Here is a 22,689-nt window from a genome sequence, read left to right on the forward strand (position 1 = left end):
CACCTACGTGGAACTTCCCCGACGACCCGGTGACTTCCCCGCGCCGCCCGGTCTACGCCGATCCTGCCCCCGCGGGCGGTACAGGGAACGGCAGCACGGCCACTGTTACGTTGTCGTGCCCGCCGCCGTCGAGCGCGTGGCCCACCAGGACCTGGGCGCTGTGCAGCGGACGGTGCGCCGCGTCGGCCGGGATGACCCTGGCCATCTCCTCCGCGGCTTCCGCGTAGTTCCACAGCCCGTCCGTGCACACCACGACCACTCCGGGACGGTCCGGCTTGAACGAGGCCGTGTGCGGCTCCAGTTCGTAGGCGTCCGCGCCGAGCCAGCCCGTGATCGCGTGGGCGCGCTCGTCGGCGTACGCCTCCGCCTCGTTCATCAGGCCCGCCGCGACCATCTGCGCCGCCCACGAGTCGTCCTCGGTGAGGCGGGCCGCGGGGGCCGTGCGGTCGTCGGGCACCCAGTAGGCGCGCGAGTCGCCGACCCAGCCGACGATCAGCAGGTCCTTGGCGACGATCGCGCCGACCAGCGTGCACGCGGGCGCGTTCTGATGGGGGGCGTGCTCACGGGCCGAACCGGGCTCCTGAGCCAGGGTGTTGACCGCCTCGGCCGCCACGACGATCGCGTCGTGCATGGCCTGCTGCGGATGCGTGCCGCGCGGCAGGGACTCCAGGAGCGCCTCGCTCGCGGCGCGCGACGCGGCGAGGGACGCCTCGTCGGGGCGGGTCGCCGAGGAGACGCCGTCGCAGACGATCGAGACGACGGACGGCGTCCCGTCGGGCAGCGCGGCCGACGCGATCGCGAACGCGTCCTCGTTGCGGTGGTGGCGCAGCCCCCGGTCGCTGACCGCGGCGACCGCGCCCAGCTCCTGCTCCATGTGATCGCGCTCGCGCGGCTGCGCGTGCCCGCAGTTCTCGCAGTAGCCGTCCCGGTCGACCTGCCCGGCGCGGCACGCCACGCAGAGCTTCGTGCCCGCGGGCGGGGTCGCGAGCGACTCGGGCGGCACGGTACGGGGATCGGGGGCGGGCAGCGTGTAGTCGCCGGCGGCGGACTCACCCGCCTGCTCGGGGACCCCGTCGAAGCGCACGGCCGACGGCAGTTCGGAGCCGCCCGAGTCGGTGCCCTGGAGGTCGGTGGGCAGATGCACGGGCGCCGGCGTGTCGGAGCTGTCGAGCTCGGGTGCGGAGGGCCAGTCCACGGCGGGATTCTCCGCCGGCACCGCGCCGTCCGCGGCCGGCGTGACCGCCGGCAGGTCGTCCGGCGGGGCCGGCACCGCCGACAGGTCGTACCCGCACGCGCCGCAGAAGCGGTCACCCGACTCGAGGGGCTCCTCGCAGCTGGGGCACGTCGACATGGCCGTCGGCCGAGGCATCTGCGACATCAACTCACACCCACGTCCGTGGACGGTAACGGTTCGCCCGCTCCACCAGTTCGATCCTCTCCTCGCCAACCTGAGCGAGCCTGGCCAATGTCCGGTACGAGCGCTCGAGGCCGAGACGCAGCCCCCGCTCGTCCAGATCGTTCCCCAGCACCAGGGTCCTCACGGGTCCCTGGCGTGGAGCGGAACCTTGACTACCGGAGAGTACCCAGTCGAGCGCCGTGCCAAGGACCTCGGTGGACAACCGCTCCCGGCGCACCGCGTCGAGGCCGAACCCGTCCAGCGCCTCGACCTGGCCCGCCGCGGCCGTCAGGTCGTCGAGCAGCGGCCCGTGCGCGGCGGCCGCCTCGGCCATCCGCTGCCGCAGTCTGGCCCGCACCGCGGCGACCCGGGCCGCCGTGTAGTGGATCGACGACTCCGGTACGGACTCCAGGGTGTGCACGGCACCGTGCCGGTCGCCCGCGGCGAGCTGCACCCGGGCCAGGCCGAACGCGGCGCTCACATAGCTGGGGTCGGTGGCCCAGACGAGGCGGTAGTACTCCGCCGCGTTGTCCAGCTGGCCGAGCACCTCCGCGCACACGCCGAGCGCGAGCTTCGGGGCGGGCTCACCCGGGAACGCGTCGTAGATCGCGTCGAACGACAGGGCCGCGTTCGTGTGGTCGCCGGTCGCGAGCGCCGCGACCCCGCGGTACCAGACGACACGCCAGTCGTCCGGGTGCTGCGCCTCCAGCTCCGCCAACGCATGGGCGGCGGAGACCAGTTCACCCATTTCGAGGCGGGCCCGCAGCTCGCGCAGGCGCAGCTCCAAGGAGGTGGCCGGCGCGGCGCGCAGCGCGGTGATGAGCTCGCCCGGCGCGGACGCCATGAGCCCCGCGAGGAACCCGGCGTTCGGGTCGCCCGGGTCGACCCTCGGCACGGGGAGCGCGAGCGCGGTGGCGGCGGCGTTGAGGGGCTTCACCAACGAGGCGGGGGCGCCAGGGGTACCCGGGGCGCCGGGGAGCGCGGCGGCCGCGCTCCCCGGCGCTGCGGCGGGTGCGAGGGCGCCCCGTCCCTTCCGTCGCACCGGCTCCGCCCGTACCCCGAACCGCGACACATCGCCCGTCAGCTGCGCGAACAACTCCGTGTCCGTGACCTTGACCTCGGGCCCGAACAGCGTCGAGAGCGCAGGCCGCGGACGGCCCGTCTGGAGGGCCACGACCTCGCGCAGTACGCCGGTGAGCTGCTCCGCCATCTCCTGCGCGGACGCGAACCGGCGGGCGGGGTCGGGGTCGGTGGCGCGTACGAGCAGCCGGTAGAACGACTCGTACGTGCGGAAGACCTCGATGCTGTCGGGGTCGGGCAGGGAGTCCGCGAAGACGTTCGTGTAGCCCTGGAAGTCGAAGGTCAGGACGGCCAGTGTGCGCGCCACCGTGTACAGGTCGGAGGCGACCGAGGGGCCGACGTCCGCGACCTCGGGCGCCTGGTAGCCCACGGTCCCGTAGATCGCCGACTCGTCGTCGTCCATCCTGCGGACCGCGCCCATGTCGATGAGCTTGAGCTGGTCCTCCGTCTGGATCGCGTTGTCGACCTTGAAGTCGCAGTACAGGAGGTTGCGGCTGTGCAGGTGCCCGAGCGCCTCCAGCGCCTCGATCCCGAACGCGCAGGCCTGCTCGACCGGGAGCGGGTCGCGCTTGCCGGTCGGGGTGCGGCGCCCGTTGGCGATCTCCTTGAGGGACTTGCCGCCTACGTACTCCATGACGATGTAGCCGTCCATGGAGCCGGTGCGCTGGTCGAGGTGCTCGACGAAGTTGTAGATGCGGACGATGTTCGCGTGCTCGATCTCGGCGAGGAAGCGCCGCTCCGAGATCGCCGCCGCCATGGCGTCCTGGTCACCCGTGTCGAGGAGGCCCTTGAGGACGACCCAGCGGTCGGAGACCGCGCGGTCCACGGCGAGATAGACCCAGCCGAGCCCGCCGTGCGCGAGGCAGCCCACCACCTCGTACTGGCCGTGCACGATGTCGCCCGTACGCAGCTTCGGCACGAACGAGTACGGGTGGCCGCACTTCGTGCAGAACCCCTCCGTGCGGCCCGGGCGTTCACCGCGCGCGCGGCCCACCGGCGCCCCGCAGTCCGAGCGCGAGCAGAATCGCTTCCGCTCGGGAACCTCGGGGTTCTCCTGCACCATCGCCCGCGGGTCGGGCCGCGGTACGTCCGGCACCTGGACCAGGCCGACGCCGAGGCGCCCGCGGCCCGACGAGGCGGCCGAGGCGCCCGAACTGCGCACCGACACCGACCGCGACGTCGACTGCCCCGACAGGGAGCGCGACAGCCGGCCCGAGACCGACCGGCGCGACTGCGAGGAGCGCGACGAGGAGCGCGAGCTGGCCCGCGACGACCGCGAACTGCTGTGCGCACTCGAGCTGTTGGAACCCCGGCCGCCGCCCGTGATGCCCGTCGGCGACGACCCCACCATGCCCGTCGGCGAGACCACCGGGGCCAGACCGCAGGTGTCGCAGTACAGCTCGCCGCCGCCCATGTCCTCGTACGAACCCACGCACCCGGGACGCTGGCACTGCCGCTGCTCGCTCATGATTCCCCCCTCCGGTCGGCGGGACCGCCCTGTTCGGGCACCCGCGGGACCAATACGTCGGCGGCCGCCCGCTGGTACCGCAGGACCGCGTCCTCGGCCGCGCGCAGATCGCAGGGCGCGCTCCACAGCATCCGCCGGGCCGCGTCGTAACGCTCCACGAGCAGCGGGTCCTCGGCGAACCCGAGCCGCGCCACCTTCGCCTTGTAGGCGTCGAGACGGCCGCGCAGCTCGGCACGGACCGCCAAAGGCTGTGTGACCTCCGTCAACGACTCGCGCGCCCGCAGGAGTTCGTCCTCGGCCTTGGTCTCCAGGCTCTCCAGAAGCGGTGAGAGCCGGTGCCACTGGGCGGATCTGCGGTACTCGGCCGCCGTCGCCAGCTGCTCCTGGAGCGCCGTCGGCGGGCCGCTGACCGCGGGCACCTCGAACGCGGCGATCTTGGCGAGGACCTCGCCGCGTGCGGACCGCGCCTCGGCGAGCGTGCGGTCGGCGCGCGAGAGGACGTCCCGCAGCCTGCCGAGCCGGACCTCCGCGTCCTGCCGCACGGTCAGCACCGCGTCGATCTCGCGGCGCACCTCCTCCAGCGCCTGCGCCTCACGGTCGTACGCCGTCGTGTCGGGCCGGCCGCCGCCGGGCGCCGAACTGCCGGGTGCGGAACGCCAGTACGCCAGCGGATCGGACACGACGTCCTCCCGCAGCCGCGTCAGCGCGTGCGTGATCCGCTCCAGGTCGTCGCCCGAGGGGTGCTCACCCGGCCGTACGCCGACGGAGTGCGCGAGCTGACGTGTGCGGCCCAGCTCGGCGGCGAGGAGGTCTATGCGGGCGGGCAGCGCCGACCAGACGGCGTCGGCGGCGACCACCATGTCGAGCGAGCTCGCGTACAGGTCGTTCATCCGCTCGACCAGGTCGGCGAGCGTGAACCGGTCGCTGAGCCGGGCGGGACCGGTGAGCGACGCGGGCGTGGAGGGCCCGCTTCCGGCGACGGTCACGCTCTCGCCGCGAAGCAGCTCGGTCAGCTCGACGAGGTCCTCACGGCTCGACCAGCGGCGCCGCGCCCGTATCTCACGGGCGGAGCGCAGGGCGGCCGTGTACGCGTCGAAGTACGTCCACAGCAGGGTGATCGCCTGATCCGCGGCGGCCCAGCGCTCATGGGTGGTGCCGGTCAGCCGCGCGCCTTCGAGGAGTCTGCGGCCCGCGTGGTCCTGGAGGGCGAACAGTGACGTCTCGATCGCCTCGTGCTCCGCGCCGAGCCGCGCCAGCGCACGGTCCACCTCGTCCCGGTCCATCACCGGACCGGGGGGTCCCGTGACGCCCATCGATCACCTCTCCGTTCACATCGCTGCCGCCGGCCGCCGTCGGCCGCCGCTGTGCAGTTGCCGCAAGTAGCGCCCGGCCGGGACTACTTGTACTTCGGTGCGGGTGGCCCGGAGGCCGCGCCGAGACCGTCCTTGAGCCACGCGTCGTACGAGTCCTGCCAGCCGCCGTCCTTGCGGAAGTCCTCCAGGACCTGGTTGACCCGGCGTACCAGGTCGTCCGTGCCCCGCTTCATCGCCACGCCGTAGAACTCCTTGGTGAACGGCGTACCCTTCAGCTCGACCGTGGGGTCCTGCGCGGCCTGACCCGCGGCGAGCGCGCTGTCCGTGACCACGGCGTCCACCTCGCCGAGCTGCAGCCTGACGAGGCAGTCCAGCTGGTTCGGCACCGTCGTGGAGATGTCGGCGCCGGGGGCCAGCGTGCCCGCCTTCCGGTCCGCGTCGAGCCGGTCGAAGGCGGTCGAGCCGGCCGCCGTGCAGATCCGCTTGCCCGCGAGCGACTTGTCGTACCCCGTGATCGAGGAGGTCTTGGGCGCAAGGACCTGCTGCCCGGTCTGGAAGTACGCCGTGGAGAAGGCGACGTCCTTGAGCCGCTCGCAGCTGATCGTCATCGTGCGGACGACCATGTCGACGTTCCCGTGCTGTATCGCCGGGATGCGCTGGTTGGTCGGGATCGCGCGGAACCGGATCAGGTCACGGTCGCCGAGGATCTTCTGGGCGATCTCGTGCGCCAGGTCGATGTCGAAGCCCTCGAGCTCGCTGGACTTCTTGTTCGGGTCGCGGTAGCCCCAGTGGTAGCTGTTCTGGTCGACGCCGACGATGAGGTAGCCGCGCTTCTTGATGGCCTTGACCGCCGCCCCCGACTCGCTCCCGGACGGCGAGAGGCTGCGCTCAGGTTCGGTGCAGCCGTCGGCTCTGGCCTGCACGCCCGTGGCCAGACCGGGGCCGCCGACGCCCGTGCTGCCGTCGCCGACGGCGCCCCGGGTCAGGGGGAGCAGCAGCGCGAAGACCGCGGTCAGGGCGCAGGCGACCGCCATGGCCGCCACACCGCCCCAGCCGCGCAGGCTGATCCGCGTACGCCGTGCGCTCATCGCTGTCCCGCCCCCTCTCACCGGTACTCCGAAAGCCTGCGCCCGATGCCGAGCACGGCGCCCGCCGCGCCGAGGACGGCGAGTACGGCGGCGCCCACCGGGAGCCCCGTCATCGCGCCGCGCCCGTCGGTGGCCGCCTGCTTGAACTCCGCCTGCTCGTGCGTCAGGGCGGACTGCAGTTCCTTGTCGACGTTGTCGAAGCACTCGCGGGTCGGCTTGTCCTGCGCGGAGCCGATCACCTTGTCGAGCGCCCCCTGGTAGTTGCCCGCGTCGTCCTGCTCGCGGGCGTCCTTGTGGCGGTCCTGCCACACCCGCATGTTGTCACCCGCGGCCAGGACGGGCCGCTTGCCATTGCTGTCGTCGGCGAGCTTCGTCGCGTCCCCGAGCTTCGTGGCGAGCGTCTTCATCTGGTTCTGGTAGTCCACGTCGAAGGCGTCCTTGGCCACGCCCTTCACCTCGACGGTCTCGGCGCCGCGGCTGACCAGCGTCAGATTCTCGTTGCCCCGCGCCTTGAGGGAGGCGATGCGGGCGTCGTGCAACACGTTCAGCGAGCGGACCCCGTGGTCGTACGACTCGTGGAGACCCGCGCGGGCGACGCTGTGGCCGACGACGAGCCAGAGGAGGACGACCGTGGACGCGGCCGTCGCCGCGACCAGGCCGTGGTTGAGCACGCGGTTCGTCCGGCGGTAGTTGCGCCGCTGGGCCCAGGCGAGCGCGCCGAGCGCGACGACGCCGAGGCCGATCGCGGCCCAGGGGTAGGGCGTGGCGCTGTCGTAGTCCGAGCGGAGCCGCTCGTTCTCCTTCTTGTACAGGTCCTCGGCCGCGGGGAGCATCTGCTTCTGCATCGTCTCGTTCGCGTACCGCAGGTAGGCCCCGCCCAGCGGGAAGCCCTGCCGGTTGTTCGCCCGGGCGCGCTCGATGAGGCCCTTGTACTGCGGCAGCAGCTTGTTCAGCTTCGAAATGGCGGCCGTGGAGGGGGAGTCGGGGTCCGAGTTCGCCGCCGCCGTCACGAGCTTGGCCGCTGCGGTGCTGATGTCCTTCTCGTACCGGTCCCGCGTCTCGGCCGGCTCCTGGCCGCCCGCGAGGAACCCGCTGGACGCCGCCGTGTTGGCGTCGGCGAGCGAGCGGTAGATGTCCGCAGCGTCGGCGCTCAGGGGCTGGCTGCTGTGCAGGACGTCGTCCGCGGCGGCCGAGCGGTCGGTCATCTGCCAGGCCGTGACCGCGCCGAACGCGACGACGAGCAGCGCGAGCACGGCGCCGATGATGCGCAGGCGCCCCGGCTCCGTCGTCGCCGCGGCGCGCACCCGGTCGACGCCCTCCGCCCACGCGGTGCCGCGCGCGGGCGCGGCGGGCTCCGGGCCCTGCGCGTGCGGCGGCCGCACCTGCGGCGGCACGGACGGCATCGTGGGCGCGCCGACCGTCCCCGGCGGCGCCGCGCTGCCGTTCGGCGGGTTGTTCACTCGACCTCCCCCATGGTCATCCGTCCGTCACTTCCGTCCGGCGTGCGGGGAGCGCGGGCGAAGGTGCACGGCCGCAAGTATTGCCGCAGGGACGGACATTCGCACAGCCATTGACTGGATCTTGTTCGGATCGGCGTGCGAACGCACCGGACCGACCGCCCCCCCTCGCACGCCGTCGTGCAGCCCCTGCCCTTGAACACGTGAGACGAATCCGATCGGTTCCCTCCCTGCGCGCCGGTCACAGCAGGGCGGTGAGCCGCTCCAGGCTACGGCGGCCCTCACGGCGCACCCCCACCGGGACGAGCGCGGCCCGCCCCGGCACCCGTACCCCGCCGGTGAACGCGACCCGGGTCCCGTCCCCGTCGGGCGCCGCCGCGACCCCCAGCAGCAGGAACCGGCTCTGCAGCCAGCACCAGCCCGGACGGTGCACCCCGCGCAGCCGGGCCCGCATCCCGTACTTACTGATGGCCAGCGCCTCCACGCGCTCCCCGTCGCGGCGCAGCACACGCAGCCCCCGCATATCGGGCGTGATACGCCCGAACTCGCCCTCCAGGTCACCCAGAAGGGCCCACACCCGCGCGTACGGGGCGTCCACGCGCCCCTCGGTGACGTGAGCGCCGCTGATGCCGGACGCGAGCGCGTGCAGTCTGCGTACGGGGTCGAGGTCCGCCCGGGGCCATTGCGGCCGCTGTGGTGGCTGAGGGGGCTGAGGGGGCTGAGTCATGAGGTCCATGCCTTCCGGAAGGTGTCACGGGCCCGGGACAGCCGGGACTTGACGGTGCCCACGCGTACGCCCAGCAGCTCGGCGGCGGCGCGCTCGTCGAGACCCTCCACGTCGCGCAGGACGAGCACCGCGCGGTGTTCGGGGGAGAGCCGATCCAGTACATCCCTTATGTTCGCGGCGAGTTGGTGGTCGCCGCGCGCGGGCAGAGTGCTCAGGTCGGCCGGGACCGCGCGTGCCGAACGCCGCGCCATGCGGACCGCCTCGCGCACGGCGATGGTGCGGACCCAGCCGCGCACGGCCGCCGGGTCCTTGAGCGAGCGCAGTGAGCGGAACACGGCGACCAGCGCCTCCTGGGCCGCGTCGGCGCCCTGGTCGAGCGCGATCGGTCCGCAGATGCGCCCTACGTAGGGCGCGAGTTCGTCTAGAAGAGTGGCCATGGCGAGGGTGTCGCCGCGCTGGGCGGCCCGCACGAGGCGTACGGTCGCGGCCCTGTCATCGTCATCGGACACGTACGGCATCTTCCCTGTGCGCCACGGGCTCCGGCCGGGCGACCCTGACCGCGGCCGCCGCGAGACCCGCGCAAAGCGGCGTGTACGCGCCCAGGTTGAGCCAGTAGAACGCGGTCTCGGGGTCCTTGGTGAAGAGCCAGTAGACACCCGCGAGGCCCCGCAGCGAGAGGCCGGCGGCGACGGCCCACGTGGCCAGGCACAGCAGGGCGTGCGGGCGGTTCAGGCGCGCGCGGGCGACGACGACGCCGCTCGCCGTGAACAGGGCAGTGGCGAGTGGCAGCAGGACGGGCGGGGTGAAGGGCACGTCCGCGCCCAGGACGGCGTACGACAGGCTCTTCACGTCGTGCGCCGGCCAGGTCGACCCGGTGGACCAGCAGAGGTGCAGCACGGCGTCGCAGCTCAGTACGGAGGCAATGAGAGTGGCGGCGCGGCGGGCGGTGCGGTCGGTGGGCATGGGTGCGTCCTCCGGAAGGTGCGATGAGTGACCGACACCCTCCAGAGGACGCGTCCCGGCGAAACGTTCCCGACGACTTTGGTCAGCTTTCGAAATGCGCCCGCACGCGCGCGTGCACGTCCTCGTCCGCCCCCACGGCGTCGAGGCCGAGCAGTGCCGCGCCCAGGACGGGGCGGGCGGTGACGACGCGCGGTACCGCCTTGGGCGCGCGCGCGGTGAGCATCTCCCTTATGCGGTCGTCGAGTTGGGGGTGGCGCGCGGCGAGCACCGAGCCGCCCAGGAGCACGGGGGTCTCCTCGTCGAGCAGGCCGAGCCGGTCCAGGGCCACCACGGACATGGCCACGACCTCGTCGCCCATGCGGTCGATCAGGGCGCGGGCCACCGGGTCGCCGTCCGCTGCCGTCGCGAAGAGGACCGGGGTCAGCTCGTGCCGGCGCTGCACCGGGATGCGGCCCAGGTGCAGCGCCTCGATCAGCGCGTACATGGAGGGCAGCCCGAAGTGCGCGGGCAGGGAGTGCATCAGGGCGGTCGCATCGCCGCGGCCGTCCTCTGCGCGGGCCGCGTACCAGAGGGCCTCCTCGGCGAGGCCGCCGCCACCGCCCCAGTCGCCGGAGATCTTGCCGATCGCGGGGAAGCGGGCGGTGCGCCCGTCGGGCAGCATCCCGGCGCAGTTGATGCCGGCGCCGCACACGACGGCGACGCCGCGCGGCTCGGAGTCCTTGAGGAGCCCGGCGCGCAGGACGGCGAAGGTGTCGTTGCGTACGTCGACGGAGGCGGCCCAGCCGCGGGCGCGCAGCTCGGCCGCCAACTCCCGTTCCTCGACCGGGAGGTCGGCGTTGGCGAGACACGCCGAGACGTGTCCCACCGTGGTCGTGCCCGCCTCGGTGAGCGCGCGGTCGACGGCCTCGGCGAGCACGTCGACGGCGGCCTCGACGCCCACCTTGGGCGGCTGGAACCCGCCGCCGCGGGCCGCGCCGACGACGCTGCCGTCGGCCGCGACCACCGCGACGTCGGTCTTGCTGTTGCCGGCGTCGATCGCCAGCACCCAGCCGTTCACAGAAGAGCTCAGGCCCACGCGAGGTGCTCCCGGTTGTGGGCGATCAGCTCGTCCGTGAGCTGCTCGGCGTACTCGATCTGGCCCACCAGCGGGTGTGCGAGCAGTGCCTTGAAGACGCGGTCACGTCCGCCGCGCAGGGCGGCTTCGAGTGCCAGGTCCTCATAAGCGGTGACGTTCGCGATGAGGCCCGCGTACAGCGGGTCGAGCGCGGGTACGGCCAGCGGCGTCGCACCCTTGCCGTCGACCGCCGCCTGCACCTCGATCACGGCGTCGTCGGGCAGGAACGGCAGCGTGCCGTTGTTGTAGGTGTTGACGACCTGGTACGGGGAACCCCCGCCGCCGAGGAGCGACGCCGCCAGGTCCACGGCCGCCTCGCTGTAGAAGGCGCCGCCCCGCTTGGCGAGCAGCTCCGGCTTCTCGTCGAGCGCCGGGTCGCCGTACATCTCCAGCAACTCCCGCTCCATCGCGGCCACTTGGGAGGCGCGCGACGGCTTCGTGCGCATCTCCCGCACGACCGCGTCGTGCTGGTAGTAGTAGCGCAGGTAGTAGGAGGGCACGACCCCGAGACGGTCCACGATCGCGCGCGGCATGTGCAGGTCCTCGGCGATGGCGTCGCCGTGCTCGCCGATCAGGCGCGGCAGCACGTTCTCGCCGTCCGGGCCGCCGAGGCGGACACCCAGCTCCCAGGTGAGGTGGTTGAGGCCGACGTGGTCGAGGTGGACCTGCGACGGCGTCACGTCGAGCAGCCGCGCGAACTTCCGCTGGAAGCCGATCGCGACGTTGCACAGACCGACGGCCCTGTGCCCGGCCTGGAGCAGCGCGCGGGTCACGATGCCGACCGGGTTGGTGAAGTCGATGATCCAGGCGTTCGGGTTCGCGCGGCGCACCCGCTCGGCGATGTCGAGGACCACCGGCACCGTGCGGAGCGCCTTCGCGAGGCCGCCCGCGCCGGTCGTCTCCTGCCCGACGCAGCCGCACTCCAGCGGCCAGGTCTCGTCCTGGTTGCGGGCGGCCTGACCGCCGACACGCAACTGGAGCAGGACCGCGTCGGCGTCGGCGACACCGGCGTCCACATCGCTCGTCGTACGGATGACGCCGGGGTGGCCCTGCTTGGCGAAGATGCGCCGCGCGAGGCCGCCGACCAGTTCCAGGCGGTCGGCCGCCGGGTCGACGAGCACGAGCTCCTCGATCGGCAGGGTGTCCCTCAGCCGCGCGAATCCGTCGATGAGTTCGGGTGTGTAGGTCGAGCCTCCGCCGACCACAGCGAGCTTCATATCGGTTCTCAGCCCTTTACTCCGGTGAGGGTGACGCCTTCGACGAAGGCCTTCTGTGCGAAGAAGAAGACGATGCAGACCGGCGCCATCACGAGGAGGGTCGCGGCCATCGTCAGGTTCCAGTTGACGCTGTGTGCGGACTTGAAGGACTCGAGGCCGTACGACAGCGTCCACGACGCCGGGTTCTGGGCCGCGTAGATCTGCGGCCCGAAGTAGTCGTTCCAGCAGTAGAAGAACTGGAACAGCGCGATCGCGGCGATGCCCGGCTTGGCCATCGGCACGATGATCTTCAGCAGGGTCCGCAGCTCACCGCAGCCGTCGACCTTCGCCGACTCGATGTACTCCTTCGGGATCGTCAGGAGGAACTGACGGAGCAGGAAGATCGAGTACGCGTCGCCGAACGCCATAGGGATGATCAGCGGCCACAGCGTGCCCGACAGATGGAACTGCTGGGCCCACACCAGATACATCGGGATCACGATGACCTGCGGCGGCAGCATCATCGTCGAGATGACGAGCATCATCGCCGTCCGGCGGCCGCGGAAGCGGAACTTGGCGAGCGCGTACGCGACGGGGATCGCCGAGCACACGGTGAACAGCGTTCCGAGGCCCGCGTAGAGCAGGGAGTTCTTCCACCAGTCGAGGAAGCCGTCGGTCTGGAAGACCGTCTTGTAGTTGTCCCAGTGCCAGGAGTCGGGCCACAGGTCGCCGCTCATCGCCTGGCTGTCACTCATCACGGACGTCAGGAAGACGAACACGAACGGCAGGATGAACAGCAGCGCGACGGCGATCGCGACGCTGTGCACGGCGATCCAGTGCAGGACGCGCTTGCGGCGGGCGCGTGCGGCGGCGGGGCCGCGCCGGCGTGAGGCGCCGGCGGGGGCGGCGGTAGGGGTGGGGGTGGGGCTGAGTGTCGTAGACGTCATCTTGATCAGTCCTCCGCCGCGAGCAGGCCCGAGCGCTTGCGCATGAGCAGCATGGTCACGGCCATGGCGATGGCGAAGAGCACGAGCGAGAGGACGCACGCCGCGCCGGTGTTGAAGTTCTGGAAGCCCATCGAGTAGACGAGCTGCGGGACGGTGAGCGTCGAGTGGTCCGGGTAGCCGGGCTGGATGACGCTGCCGGGGCCGATGGAGACGCCGGAGGCGATCTTTCCGGCGACCAGGGCCTGCGTGTAGTACTGCATGGTCTGTACGACGCCGGTGACGACGGCGAACATGACGATCGGTGTGATCGACGGCCAGGTCACGTACCGGAACTTCGACCAGGCGCCCGCGCCGTCCAGTTCCGCGGCCTCGTACTGCTCCCTGGGTACGTCGAGCAGCGCGGCCATGAAGATCACCATCAGGTCGCCGATGCCCCACAGCGAGAGCATCACCAGGGACGGCTTGGCCCAGGCGGCGTCGTTGAACCAGTTCGGTCCGGTGATACCGAGGTGCGCGAGGACCTCGTTGACCGGTCCCGTCGACGGGTTGAGCAGGAAGACGAAGGCGACGGTCGCGGCCACCGGCGGGGCCAGGTAGGGCAGGTAGAAGGCCGTACGGAAGAAGCCGGCGCCGGTCTTGATCTTCGTGATGAGCAGTCCGAGGGAGAGCCCGAAGACCACCCGCAGGGCCACCATCACGACGACCAGCCACAGCGTGTTCCACAGGGCGGGACCGAACAGCGGCATCTGCTCGAAGACGTACTTCCAGTTCCGCAGCCCCACGAAGTCGGGCTTCTGGATCTGGTTGTAGTGCATGAACGAGAAGTAGACGGTGGCGATCAGCGGGTACGCGAAGAAGACGCTGAAGCCGATCAGCCAGGGGGAGAGGAAGCCGAGCGTACGCAGTCTGCGCCGCGCGGGATTGGACAGTGTCAAGGCCATGATGGGACTCCCGCTCCTCAGCTCTTCGACTGAAGGGTGTCGGCGTCGATCTGCCGGTCGAGCTCGCGCAGACCCTTCTTGAGGTCGTGGACCTTGCCCGCCTCGACCGAGTACGAGAAGTCCTGCAGCGAGGTGACGTACATGCCGCCGTTGGTGGAGGGCGGCATGACCTGGCTGTACTTGTTCTGCGCGATGTCCAGGAAGGTACGGAACGTCGGATCGGCGTCCAGCTTCGGCGACTTGAGGGCGGCGAACGTGGACGGCACGTTGTGGATCGCGTTGGCGAAGCTGACGACCTGATCGGTGTCGGTGGTCAGGAACTTCACCAGCTCCCAGGCCGCGTTCTGGTGTTTGCTGCTGTGCGCGATGCCCGCGACGGTGCCGGTGAGATAGCCGCGCCCGTACGTCTCGGCCTGGTCGTCGGGGACCGGCAGCGGTGCCACGCCCCAGTCGAAGCCGACCTTGGCCTCGTTCATCATCAGGCCGCGCCACTCACCGTCGAGGTGCATCGCCAGCTTGCCGCTCATGAACGCGTTCTGCGTGGACATCTCGTCACCGAAGGACGTGCGGAAGCGCTCCAGGGCGTTGTAGCCGCCCTGCGCCTCGACGAGCTTGTGGGCGGTGTCGAAGAACTTGTACGTCGCCGGGTCCTTCGCGAGCCGCGAGTCGCCCTTGGCGTCGAAGTAGGTGGGGCCCCACTGGGCGAAGAGCCGGTCGGGGCTGTTCTGGTACAGGCGGAAGTTCGGCATGAAGCCGACGCGCTTGTAGGAGCTGCCGGCGCGCTTCGTGAGCTTCTTCGCGTCGGCCTCGAACTCGGACATGGTCCGCGGCGGCCGGCTGATGCCCGCCTCCTTGAACGCGTCCTTGTTGTAGTACATCCCGTACGCGTCGGCGAGCAGCGGCAGGGCGCACTGGTTGCCGTCATAACTCGTGTAGTCCAGGAGGGTCTTGGGGAAGACCTTCGCCTTGTCGACGCCGCTCTTGCGCATGAACGGGTCGAGATCCGCCCACATGCCGGAGTCGCAGTACTGCCCCACGTTGTTGGTGGTGAACGAGGTCACCACGTCGGGCGCCTTGTCGCCGCCGGCCCGCAGCGCCTGGTTGATGGTGGCGTCCGTCACGTTCTCGGTGGACTCCACGCGGATGTTCGGGTGCAGCTTCTCGAAGCGGGCGATCGAGTCGTTGATCGCCTTCACCTCGCCGGGGGCCGACCAGCCGTGCCAGAACTTCAGTGTCACGGGCTTCGCCGGGTCGTCGTCGGCGCTGCCGACACTCGGGTTGGCACAGCCGGACAGCAGCAGTCCGGCCGCGGCGAGCGCTACGGGCGCGCGCAGGGGTATACGCCATCGCGGCATGGCGAACGTCCTTTACCTGTACGGGAGTTGGAGGAAGTGGCGAAAGGCGGGGGAGGGGGAGGGAGTGGAGCGGGGTCAGACGTTGCCGGTGTCGAAGACGATGTCGCGGGCCTGGGTCAGCGCCGAGCGCAGGGCGCCGGTGAGGATCGGATCGTCGTCGAGATCGCTGATACGCAGCTGGGGCCGCGGCAGGGCGAGCCCGGTGAGTTCGTCCTCGACGCGGACGCGCAGCGCCTCGCCGCCGGCCTGGGCCACCTGTCCCGACAGGACGACGAGTTCGGGGTCGACGACGGCGACGACGGCGGCGAGCCCGGTGGCCAGGCGGCGGGCCACCTCGTCGAGCACGGCGGGGTCGGCGAGGGCCTCGCCGAGGTCCTTGGCGCCCCCGGCGAGCAGCCGCACGGCGGGTGCGGCGACCAGACTCTGGAAGCCGCCCCCCGCGTCCTCGCCGGCGATCTCCTCGTCGCCGCCGCGCGCCAGCGGGGCGCCGGGCAGCGGCATGTACCCGATCTCGCCCGCGCCGCCGGTCGCGCCCCGCAGGAGCACGCCGCCGAGCACGATCGCCGCGCCGACACCCTCGTCGACATAGGCCAGCACGAAGTCGTCGTGGTCCTGTGCCGCGCCCTCGTACTGCTCGGCGATGGCGGCGAGATTGACGTCGTTCTCGATGGAGACCGGGGTGCCGAGGACCTCGGCGAGCTCGGCGAGCAGGGTGCGCGAGTGCCAGCCCGGCAGGTGCGGGGCGTACCGGAGCTGGCCCGTGTGCGGGTCGATGGCGCCGGGAGTGCCGATCACGGTGGCCGTGATGTCACCGTGGCCGAGCCCGGCCAGCCGCAGGGCGCCGTCGAAGGCCTCGGCGACGAGCTGGGCGGTGCGGTTGCGCACGTCGTCGGCGACGGCGACGGCCTCGATACGGCAGCGGCCGCGCTCGGCGCCGGCGATGTCGGCGACCACGGCGGTGATCCCGGTGGGGTCCGCGGAGACGGCCGCGATGTGGGCGGCGCCGGGGTGGATCTCGTACAGCACGGCGTTCGGACCGGGCCGGCCGGTCTGGCTGCCCGTGGTGCGGACCAGGCCCACCGCTTCCAGCCGGCTGAGCAGCTGGGAGGTGGTGGGCTTGGACAGGCCGGTCAGCTCTCCGATCCGGGTGCGGGTCAGTGGGCCGTGCGCGACGAGGAGGTCGAGGGCCGCGCGGTCGTTCATGGCGCGCAGGACGCTCGGGGTACCGGGGGTTCCCGGGGCCGTACCGGCCATGACCTGTCTCCTCGCAGCACTGTTAGGAAGGTTTCCTATTGGGTGCGAGGAACGTAAGCCGTGGGTGAAGGCGGCGTCAATAGGGTGCGGGCGGGCGGTGGCCAAGTCGTTGTCCCGGGCGGGCCCGCCCCGTGAACCGAAGCGGCGCGCGCCGTCGATAGAGGGGTTGTGAGACTGTTCCGCCCCATGGGGGGCCAGGGAGACGACGACTCGGACGCGGCGTTGCTGCGCGCCGTCGCCGGCGGGGACTCCGCCGCGATGGCCGCGCTCTACGACCGGCACGCCGGATGGCTGCATGCGCGGCTCAGCCGGCGGTGCGCGGATCCCGAAGTCGTCCGCGAAGTACTGCAGGACACCTTCGTCACCGTGTGGCGCTCCGCCGCCTCGCACCGGGGCGCGGAGGCCGGCGGCTGGCTCTGGGTGATCGCCGCACGAAGGCTCGTCGACGCCCGACGGGTTCAGGAGCGCACCGAGCAGATCGCGTACGCACCCACGGCCGACGTCCCTTCCGTCGAGGAGCACGTGCTCGACGGGCTTGAGTACGGCGATGTGGGCACCGCGCTCGGCCGCATCTCACCCGAGTTGCGTGAAGTGCTGCGCGCCACGGTCATCGACGGTCTGACCACCCGCGAGGCCGCCCGCCTGCTCGGCATACCGGAAGGCACCGTGAAGACCCGGGCGATGCGGGCACGGCGTGAACTGCGCGTCGCGCTCGGCCAGTTGACGCCGATGGGAGGCACCGCATGAGCGGCGAACGGCACGGATCGGCTTGGCACGTCGGCGAGGAACTCGCCGCGCGCTACGCGGACGGGCTCCTGACCGAGACGGACGACTGGTCCGTGGAGAAGCATCTGGAGAGCTGCGGGGCCTGCGCCACGCGCGTGTCCCGGGCCGTACGGGCCGGGACCGCCGGGGCCGAACTGGCGCAGATCCGCGCGGCCGTACTCGCCGATATTCAGGGGGAGTTGCCGGCCGCCGTCGAGGGGGCCGCGTCGCCGCAGGGCCACTCGCTGCCGGCGGGGCCGCACCGCCCGCGGCGCGGGCGGCTCCTGTGGGCTGCCGGACCCGCGCTGCGCGGGCCCTGGGCCCTGGCCCTGCTGCTCGTCGCCGCGGGGGCCGTCGGGCTGGGGAAGGCCGGAGGGTACGAGGGCGCCCGGCCCCTGCTCCTCGCCCTGGCCCCCGTACTGCCGGTCGCCGGGATCGCCCTGTCCTACGGGCGGCACGCGGACCCGGCGTACGAGCTCGCCGCCACCTCGCCGTCGGGCGGGCTGCGGCTGCTCCTGACACGCGCGGCCGCCGTCCTCGCCGTCTGCGTCCCGCTGCTCACCGTGGCGGGGCTGCTGCTGCCCGGCACGATGAGCGCGGGCCACGGCGGGCCCGTCCCGTACGAGATGCAGGTGCCCGGCGCCGCCGCCTGGCTGCTGCCGGGACTCGCCCTGACGCTCGCGTCGCTGGCGCTCACCGCGTTCCTCGGCTGCCGCACCGCGACCCTCCTCGTCGGCGGCGGCTGGCTGCTCGCGCTCGCGGTGCCCACGGCCGCGCGCGGCGACAGCCCCGGCCGCCTCACGGAACGGCTCACCGAACAGATCTCCGTCTATTTCGACGGAGTGGCGGCACAAACAGGCTGGGCGGCCGCGATAGCGCTGTCCGGCGCTGTCCTCGCCGTCTGCCGCTCCGCATACGACCACCTGGAGAAGGCGTGAGCACGATTCACGTGACCGGACTGACCGTCCGGCACCGCAAGGCCCCCGTCCCCGCGCTCGACGGCGTCGACCTCGACTTCGGCCCCGGCGTCCACGGCCTCCTCGGCCCGAACGGCGCCGGCAAGACCTCCCTCATCCGGGTGCTCGCCACCGTCGCCGAACCCACCGGCGGCCGGGTGGAGATGCTCGGCGGCGACCTGCGCAAGCCGCGCGAGCGCAGCACGGCCCGACGCAAACTCGGGTATCTGCCGCAGCACTTCGGCTACTACCCCGGCTTCACCGTGCGCGAGTTCGTCGCGTACGTCGCCTGGCTGAAGGAGATGCCCGCCGCGCTCACGCCCGACGCGGTCGAGCGGGCCGTCGAGCGCGTCGGCCTGACGGACCGTATCGACGCGAAGATCAAGAACCTGTCGGGCGGCATGGTGCGCCGTGTCGGGATCGCGCAGGCCATCGTGAACGACCCGTTGGTGCTCCTCCTCGACGAGCCGACCGCCGGTCTGGACCCCGAGCAGCGGGTCGAATTCCGTTCGCTGCTCCGCGAGTTGGGGCTGGGAGCCACCGTCATCGTGTCCACCCATCTCGTGGAGGACGTCGCGGCGGCCTGTACCCAGGTGACGCTGATCGAGACCGGCCGGATCGCCTATCGCGGCACCCCCACGTCCCTCGCCGCCCTCGGCACGGACGGCGACGAAGCCGACGGCAACGCCACCGAACGCGGCTACACGGCCGCCCTCCGAGGCCATCGCGCGGCCACGGCCGGAGCGGGCCGATGACCGCGGACGTCCAGGCGCCCGCCACCGCCCCACCGGCGCCGAAAGCGCCCGGCCGCCCCCACCACCCCCTGCGCGCCGAACTCCTGCGCGGCTTCGCCCCCTGGTCCGGACTCGCCGCGCTGCTCAGCGTGGGCGGCCTCATGGCGGCCAAAGCAGCCCAGTGGCAGGGCAGCTGGCCCGAGACCATGAGCAACCTGCATCTCACGGCCGCCGCCCTGGCCGTCCCCCTCGCCCTCGCGGCGGGCGCCTGGCAGGGCGGGCGGGAGCGCCGGACGCGGATGGGCGAGCTGAGGGCGTCGATGCCCCGGGGCCCGCTGGCACAGTTCCTGGTCTGTGCGCTGCCCGTCGCGCTGTGGGTGATGGGCGGATACGCCCTCGCGGCCGTCGGCTCGCTGCTGGCCGGCCTGCCCTACACCTCCGCCGGACACCCCCTGCCGCTCGTGCTCCTCGGCGACGCACTGACGGTCGGCGCGTGCGCACTGCTCGGGCATGTGGCGGGCCGGACCGTGCCGTGGCGGCTCGCGGCCCCGGTCCTCGCCCTGGGCGGCTACGTCCTCTTCGGCCTCGCCTCCACTGCCGACTCCGCCGTCCGCTTCGTCGGGCCCGCCGGAGGGTTCCCGCTCGGCAGCACCACGGTGCCGGTGTGGTGGCAGCCCCTCGTCTTCGCCCTGTGGGGGAGCGCACTCGCCCTGACGGCGGTCCTCGCGCACGCGGCGCGCCGTCGCGCCACCGCCCTCGTCCCCCTGGTGGCCGCACTCGCCGCGGCCACCGTCCTCGTACAGAGCGGGGAATCCATGTGGCAGCGCAACCCCCTCACCCAGCGCCAGGTGTGCGACGACTCCACTCCGCGCGTCTGCGTCAGCGCCGCCTACCCGGGGATGCTGCCCAAGGTGTCGGACGCCCTTTCGGGGCTCATGGGCCGCCTGGACGGCGTACAGAACCTGCCGGTCCGTTTCGAGGACCTGCCGCGCCGTCCGCACGAGGACGAGGCCGAGCTGCCGATGCTCACGCCGATCGGCTGGGGTGTGGTGCGCGGCGAGCTGACCGACCCGCAGCAGTACGCGTGGGAGGCCGCTCACAAGCTCGTCCGCGAGGACTGCCCCGTGCTGAAGGCGCAGGACGCACGGATCGCCCGGACCGACCAGGCTGTCACGCGCTGGCTGGCCCCCAGCCGCCTCCAGGAGCAGATACGCGACCAGAACCTCGTCGTGCACCGGGGCGACAAGAAGAGACTCGCCGAGGACCGCGCCGACGAGGCGGCCCTGGACCACCTCAAGGCGATGTCCCCCGAGACGCGCCGCGCCTGGCTGACCCGCTACTTCGCGACCGCCCGCGACTGCGCCCCCGACCCGAGGGAGGTCCCGTCACTGTGAGTACACCCCTGGCTCTCTATGCCCGCTCGCGGGGCCTGCCTCTCACGCTCCTCGTGTTCCTGTGCGCGGCGCTCTTCACCCTGTGGGCCGGGACCCAGCAGGACGCGTTCCTCGACCCGTACCGCCGCGTCCCCCTCCTCACCCTGGCCCCGCTGCTCACCTCCGCCGCGATCGGCACCAGCCTCCATCAGCACGCGGAAGAGCTGGACCGCACGGCGGTACGCCCCTGGTGGCGACGGCGGCTTGCCCATCTGCTGGCCCTCACCGGCCTCGCGGCGGCCGTCCTCGCCCTCGCGGTGCCGGGCGACACGCAGGTCTACGGCGCACCGGCGATGATCCGCAACGTCCTCGGCGCCACCGGCATCACGGCCCTCGCGGCGGTGGTCATCGGGGCGCGGCTCAGCTGGCTGCCCGCGATGCTGTACTTCTCGACCGTCTATCTGTCGTTCTCGTCACCCCGCATGCGGGAGGCGACGGTCCTGTCCTGGCCCATGCAGACGGGGCCGCAGCGCGGCGCCTGGGCCGCGGCGCTCCTGCTCTTCGCGCTCGGCGGCGCGCTCTACGCCCGGCGCGGCGCACGGGCCGGGCACTGAGGCGGGCAACAGCTCGGCCGGTACGTCCTGCGGGGCCCGCAGAACGTACCGGTGAAAACAAAGACCCGGATCGATGGTCAGGCGGAAATGCCTTCGATCCGGGCCAGTGCCTCGTCCGCGCCGAACGGCTGCAAGTACGGCAGCCAGCGCGGATCCCTATGCCCGGTCCCGATGATGCGCCAGGCGAGCCCGGTCGGAGGGGCCGGCTTGTGCCGCAGGCGCCAGCCGATCTCGACCAGGTGACGGTCGGCCTTGACGTGGTTGCAGCGGCGGCAGGACGCGACCACGTTCTCCCACGCGTGCTGGCCGCCGCGGCTCTTGGGAATGACGTGGTCGACGCTGGTTGCGACGCCACCGCAGTACATGCACCGCCCGCCGTCCCTGGCGAACAGCGCCCGCCGGGTCAGAGGAACGGGCCCCCTGTAAGGGACCCGGACGAACCGCTTGAGGCGGACCACGCTGGGTGCAGGGACAGTACAGGTTGCGCTGTGCATATAGGCGCCGGACTCCTCGAGGCACATGGCCTTGTTCTCGAGGACCAGAACGAGCGCGCGGCGGAGCGGTACGACGCCGAGTGGCTCGTACGACGCGTTGAGGACCAGGACATGCGGCACGGATGCCTCCTTGTACGCCGGCGGCGCGTGGCTCGCGCCGGGACGATCTGTAGTCAGTTTCCCCTCATGGCCTGCACAAGCGCCACCATGTCCCGGTAACGGGCTGGGAGTGTTTTCGACCACATCCCCTACATCCCCAGGTGAGGACGGTCTCTCCCTCGAACAAGACAACGATCCACACACAATGCCCCGTTAGTGTGGTGGGTCTGCCCGTGACTTCGACTTTCGCGGGCGGCCGCTATGCCTGGAGGTTTCTGCCGTGATCTTGTCCGTCCTGTCGGCGTCCGACCCATCCTCGGACCCGACCACGTTCAAGGACGCCCAGGAGCAGGCCACGAACGCCGCCAGCTGGGTCGAGCAGAACTGGTCCACCTGGCTGGGTACCGGCCTGCGCATCCTGCTCATCGTCGTCGTCGCCGCGGTCCTCAGAGTGGCCATCCGGCGCGCCATCACCAAGCTCATCGAGCGCATGAACCGCACGGCGCAGGCCGTCGACGGTACGGCGCTCGGGGGCCTGCTGGTCAATGTGGAGCGCCGCCGGCAGCGCTCGCACGCCATCGGCAGCGTGCTGCGCTCGGTCGCCTCCTTCGTGATTCTCGGCACAGCCGCCCTGATGATCCTGGGCACGTTCCAGATCAATCTGGCCCCGCTGCTCGCCTCGGCGGGCGTCGCGGGTGTGGCGATCGGCTTCGGCGCCCGCAACCTCGTCACGGACTTCCTGTCCGGTGTCTTCATGATCCTCGAGGACCAGTACGGCGTCGGGGACAGCATCGACGCGGGCGTCGCCTCGGGCGAGGTGATCGAGGTCGGCCTGCGCGTCACCAAGCTGCGAGGCGCCGACGGCGAGATCTGGTACGTCCGCAACGGCGAGGTCAAGCGCATCGGCAACCTGTCGCAGGGCTGGGCCACCGCGAGTGTCGACGTCACCGTCCGCTCGGACGAGGACCTGGTCAAGGTCAAGGAGACCCTGACCGAGGTCGGCGTCGCCATGAGCAAGGACGAGCCCTGGAACGAGATGCTGTGGGGCCCGGTCGAGGTCCTCGGCCTGGACAGCGTGCTCCTCGACTCCATGGTCGTGGGCGTCTCGGCGAAGACCATGCCCGGCAAGTCCCTCACCGTGCAGCGCGAGCTGCGCTGGCGCATCAAGCTGGCCTTCGACGAGGCCGGGATCCGCATCGTGGGCCGGCTCCCCCTGCAGGCCGGCGACGAGGCCGCCGCCGACCCGACGGCCGGCGTCTCGGCGCCGTCCGCCTACGCGTCGAGCACGTCCCCGCAGTCCCTCGCGGCCTCCCCGATCACGCCGCCGAACATGTCGAAGTAACGGCGGCAGGCGT

General features: G+C 72.0%; 21 protein-coding genes. 6 read left to right on the forward strand and 15 right to left on the reverse strand.

Annotation, left to right across the window (positions count from 1 at the left end):
• Positions 1 to 52: 52 nt before the first annotated feature.
• From CG723_RS16495 to CG723_RS16560, 14 genes are all read right to left on the reverse strand, one after another.
• The gene (locus CG723_RS16495; protein WP_199841789.1) at positions 53 to 1,378 is read right to left on the reverse strand and encodes a PP2C family serine/threonine-protein phosphatase; all 1,326 of its coding nucleotides are present in this window, start codon (positions 1,376 to 1,378) and stop codon (positions 53 to 55) included.
• A 4-nt stretch (positions 1,379 to 1,382) separates the two neighbouring features.
• Entirely contained in the window at positions 1,383 to 3,944 is a 2,562-nt protein-coding gene (locus tag CG723_RS16500; RefSeq protein ID WP_100594153.1) for a serine/threonine-protein kinase, read from the reverse strand.
• Positions 3,941 to 5,257: a hypothetical protein gene (locus tag CG723_RS16505; RefSeq protein ID WP_100594154.1), complete on the reverse strand. Its 1,317-nt coding sequence runs from the start codon at positions 5,255 to 5,257 to the stop codon at positions 3,941 to 3,943. Before CG723_RS16505 ends, CG723_RS16500 begins: the two co-directional genes overlap by 4 nt.
• A gap of 83 nt (positions 5,258 to 5,340) precedes the next feature.
• Entirely contained in the window at positions 5,341 to 6,345 is a 1,005-nt protein-coding gene (locus CG723_RS16510; RefSeq protein WP_100594155.1) for a glutamate ABC transporter substrate-binding protein, read from the reverse strand.
• Positions 6,346 to 6,362: 17 nt separating this feature from the next.
• Positions 6,363 to 7,748: a hypothetical protein gene (locus CG723_RS16515; RefSeq protein WP_100594325.1), complete on the reverse strand. Its 1,386-nt coding sequence runs from the start codon at positions 7,746 to 7,748 to the stop codon at positions 6,363 to 6,365.
• Positions 7,749 to 8,043: 295 nt separating this feature from the next.
• Entirely contained in the window at positions 8,044 to 8,529 is a 486-nt protein-coding gene (locus CG723_RS16520; protein ID WP_100594326.1) for a hypothetical protein, read from the reverse strand.
• On the reverse strand, positions 8,526 to 9,038 hold the full coding sequence (locus CG723_RS16525) for an RNA polymerase sigma factor (RefSeq protein WP_234374340.1): 513 nt from the start codon (positions 9,036 to 9,038) through the stop codon (positions 8,526 to 8,528). The genes CG723_RS16520 and CG723_RS16525 overlap by 4 nt, the downstream gene beginning before the upstream one ends.
• Positions 9,028 to 9,492: a DUF3995 domain-containing protein gene (locus CG723_RS16530; RefSeq protein ID WP_100594157.1), complete on the reverse strand. Its 465-nt coding sequence runs from the start codon at positions 9,490 to 9,492 to the stop codon at positions 9,028 to 9,030. Before CG723_RS16530 ends, CG723_RS16525 begins: the two co-directional genes overlap by 11 nt.
• 82 nt (positions 9,493 to 9,574) lie before the next feature.
• A complete protein-coding gene (locus tag CG723_RS16535; protein ID WP_234374341.1) occupies positions 9,575 to 10,567 on the reverse strand; it encodes an N-acetylglucosamine kinase in 993 nt (330 codons plus the stop codon).
• Positions 10,558 to 11,823 (reverse strand): 6-phospho-beta-glucosidase, encoded by a 1,266-nt coding sequence (locus CG723_RS16540; protein WP_100594158.1) that lies wholly within the window; start codon positions 11,821 to 11,823, stop codon positions 10,558 to 10,560. Before CG723_RS16540 ends, CG723_RS16535 begins: the two co-directional genes overlap by 10 nt.
• 8 nt (positions 11,824 to 11,831) lie before the next feature.
• Positions 11,832 to 12,749: a carbohydrate ABC transporter permease gene (locus CG723_RS16545; protein ID WP_100594159.1), complete on the reverse strand. Its 918-nt coding sequence runs from the start codon at positions 12,747 to 12,749 to the stop codon at positions 11,832 to 11,834.
• Between the two features lie 5 nt (positions 12,750 to 12,754).
• Complete coding sequence (locus CG723_RS16550; protein WP_100594160.1) at positions 12,755 to 13,690, reverse strand: carbohydrate ABC transporter permease; 936 nt, start codon at positions 13,688 to 13,690, stop codon at positions 12,755 to 12,757.
• Positions 13,691 to 13,707: 17 nt separating this feature from the next.
• Positions 13,708 to 15,045 carry an ABC transporter substrate-binding protein gene (locus CG723_RS16555; RefSeq protein ID WP_100594161.1) on the reverse strand — a complete coding sequence of 446 codons (1,338 nt, stop codon included), beginning with the start codon at positions 15,043 to 15,045 and terminating at the stop codon, positions 13,708 to 13,710.
• Positions 15,046 to 15,120: 75 nt separating this feature from the next.
• Positions 15,121 to 16,299, reverse strand: coding sequence for an ROK family transcriptional regulator (locus tag CG723_RS16560; protein WP_100594162.1), 1,179 nt, complete (start codon positions 16,297 to 16,299; stop codon positions 15,121 to 15,123).
• A 186-nt stretch (positions 16,300 to 16,485) separates the two neighbouring features.
• Here CG723_RS16560 and CG723_RS16565 point away from each other — a divergent pair, with 186 nt between their 5' ends.
• The 5 genes from CG723_RS16565 to CG723_RS16585 are packed head-to-tail and all read left to right on the forward strand — an operon-like array spanning position 16,486 to position 20,741.
• A complete protein-coding gene (locus CG723_RS16565; protein ID WP_100594163.1) occupies positions 16,486 to 17,046 on the forward strand; it encodes an RNA polymerase sigma factor in 561 nt (186 codons plus the stop codon).
• Positions 17,043 to 18,002 carry a zf-HC2 domain-containing protein gene (locus CG723_RS16570; RefSeq protein WP_100594164.1) on the forward strand — a complete coding sequence of 320 codons (960 nt, stop codon included), beginning with the start codon at positions 17,043 to 17,045 and terminating at the stop codon, positions 18,000 to 18,002. Before CG723_RS16565 ends, CG723_RS16570 begins: the two co-directional genes overlap by 4 nt.
• Positions 17,999 to 18,775 carry an ABC transporter ATP-binding protein gene (locus CG723_RS16575; RefSeq protein ID WP_234374342.1) on the forward strand — a complete coding sequence of 259 codons (777 nt, stop codon included), beginning with the start codon at positions 17,999 to 18,001 and terminating at the stop codon, positions 18,773 to 18,775. Before CG723_RS16570 ends, CG723_RS16575 begins: the two co-directional genes overlap by 4 nt.
• A complete protein-coding gene (locus CG723_RS16580; protein ID WP_100594165.1) occupies positions 18,772 to 20,148 on the forward strand; it encodes a hypothetical protein in 1,377 nt (458 codons plus the stop codon). Before CG723_RS16575 ends, CG723_RS16580 begins: the two co-directional genes overlap by 4 nt.
• Positions 20,145 to 20,741, forward strand: coding sequence for a hypothetical protein (locus CG723_RS16585; protein ID WP_100594166.1), 597 nt, complete (start codon positions 20,145 to 20,147; stop codon positions 20,739 to 20,741). Before CG723_RS16580 ends, CG723_RS16585 begins: the two co-directional genes overlap by 4 nt.
• 77 nt (positions 20,742 to 20,818) lie before the next feature.
• Here the strand turns inward: CG723_RS16585 and CG723_RS16590 are convergent, their stop codons facing one another.
• Positions 20,819 to 21,355, reverse strand: coding sequence for an HNH endonuclease (locus CG723_RS16590; protein ID WP_100594167.1), 537 nt, complete (start codon positions 21,353 to 21,355; stop codon positions 20,819 to 20,821).
• 259 nt (positions 21,356 to 21,614) lie between these two features.
• Here CG723_RS16590 and CG723_RS16595 point away from each other — a divergent pair, with 259 nt between their 5' ends.
• Positions 21,615 to 22,676 carry a mechanosensitive ion channel family protein gene (locus CG723_RS16595; RefSeq protein ID WP_100594168.1) on the forward strand — a complete coding sequence of 354 codons (1,062 nt, stop codon included), beginning with the start codon at positions 21,615 to 21,617 and terminating at the stop codon, positions 22,674 to 22,676.
• Positions 22,677 to 22,689: the final 13 nt, after the last annotated feature.

The sequence above is a fragment of the Streptomyces sp. CB01635 genome (assembly GCF_002803065.1).
In the GTDB taxonomy this organism is placed as follows: domain Bacteria; phylum Actinomycetota; class Actinomycetes; order Streptomycetales; family Streptomycetaceae; genus Streptomyces.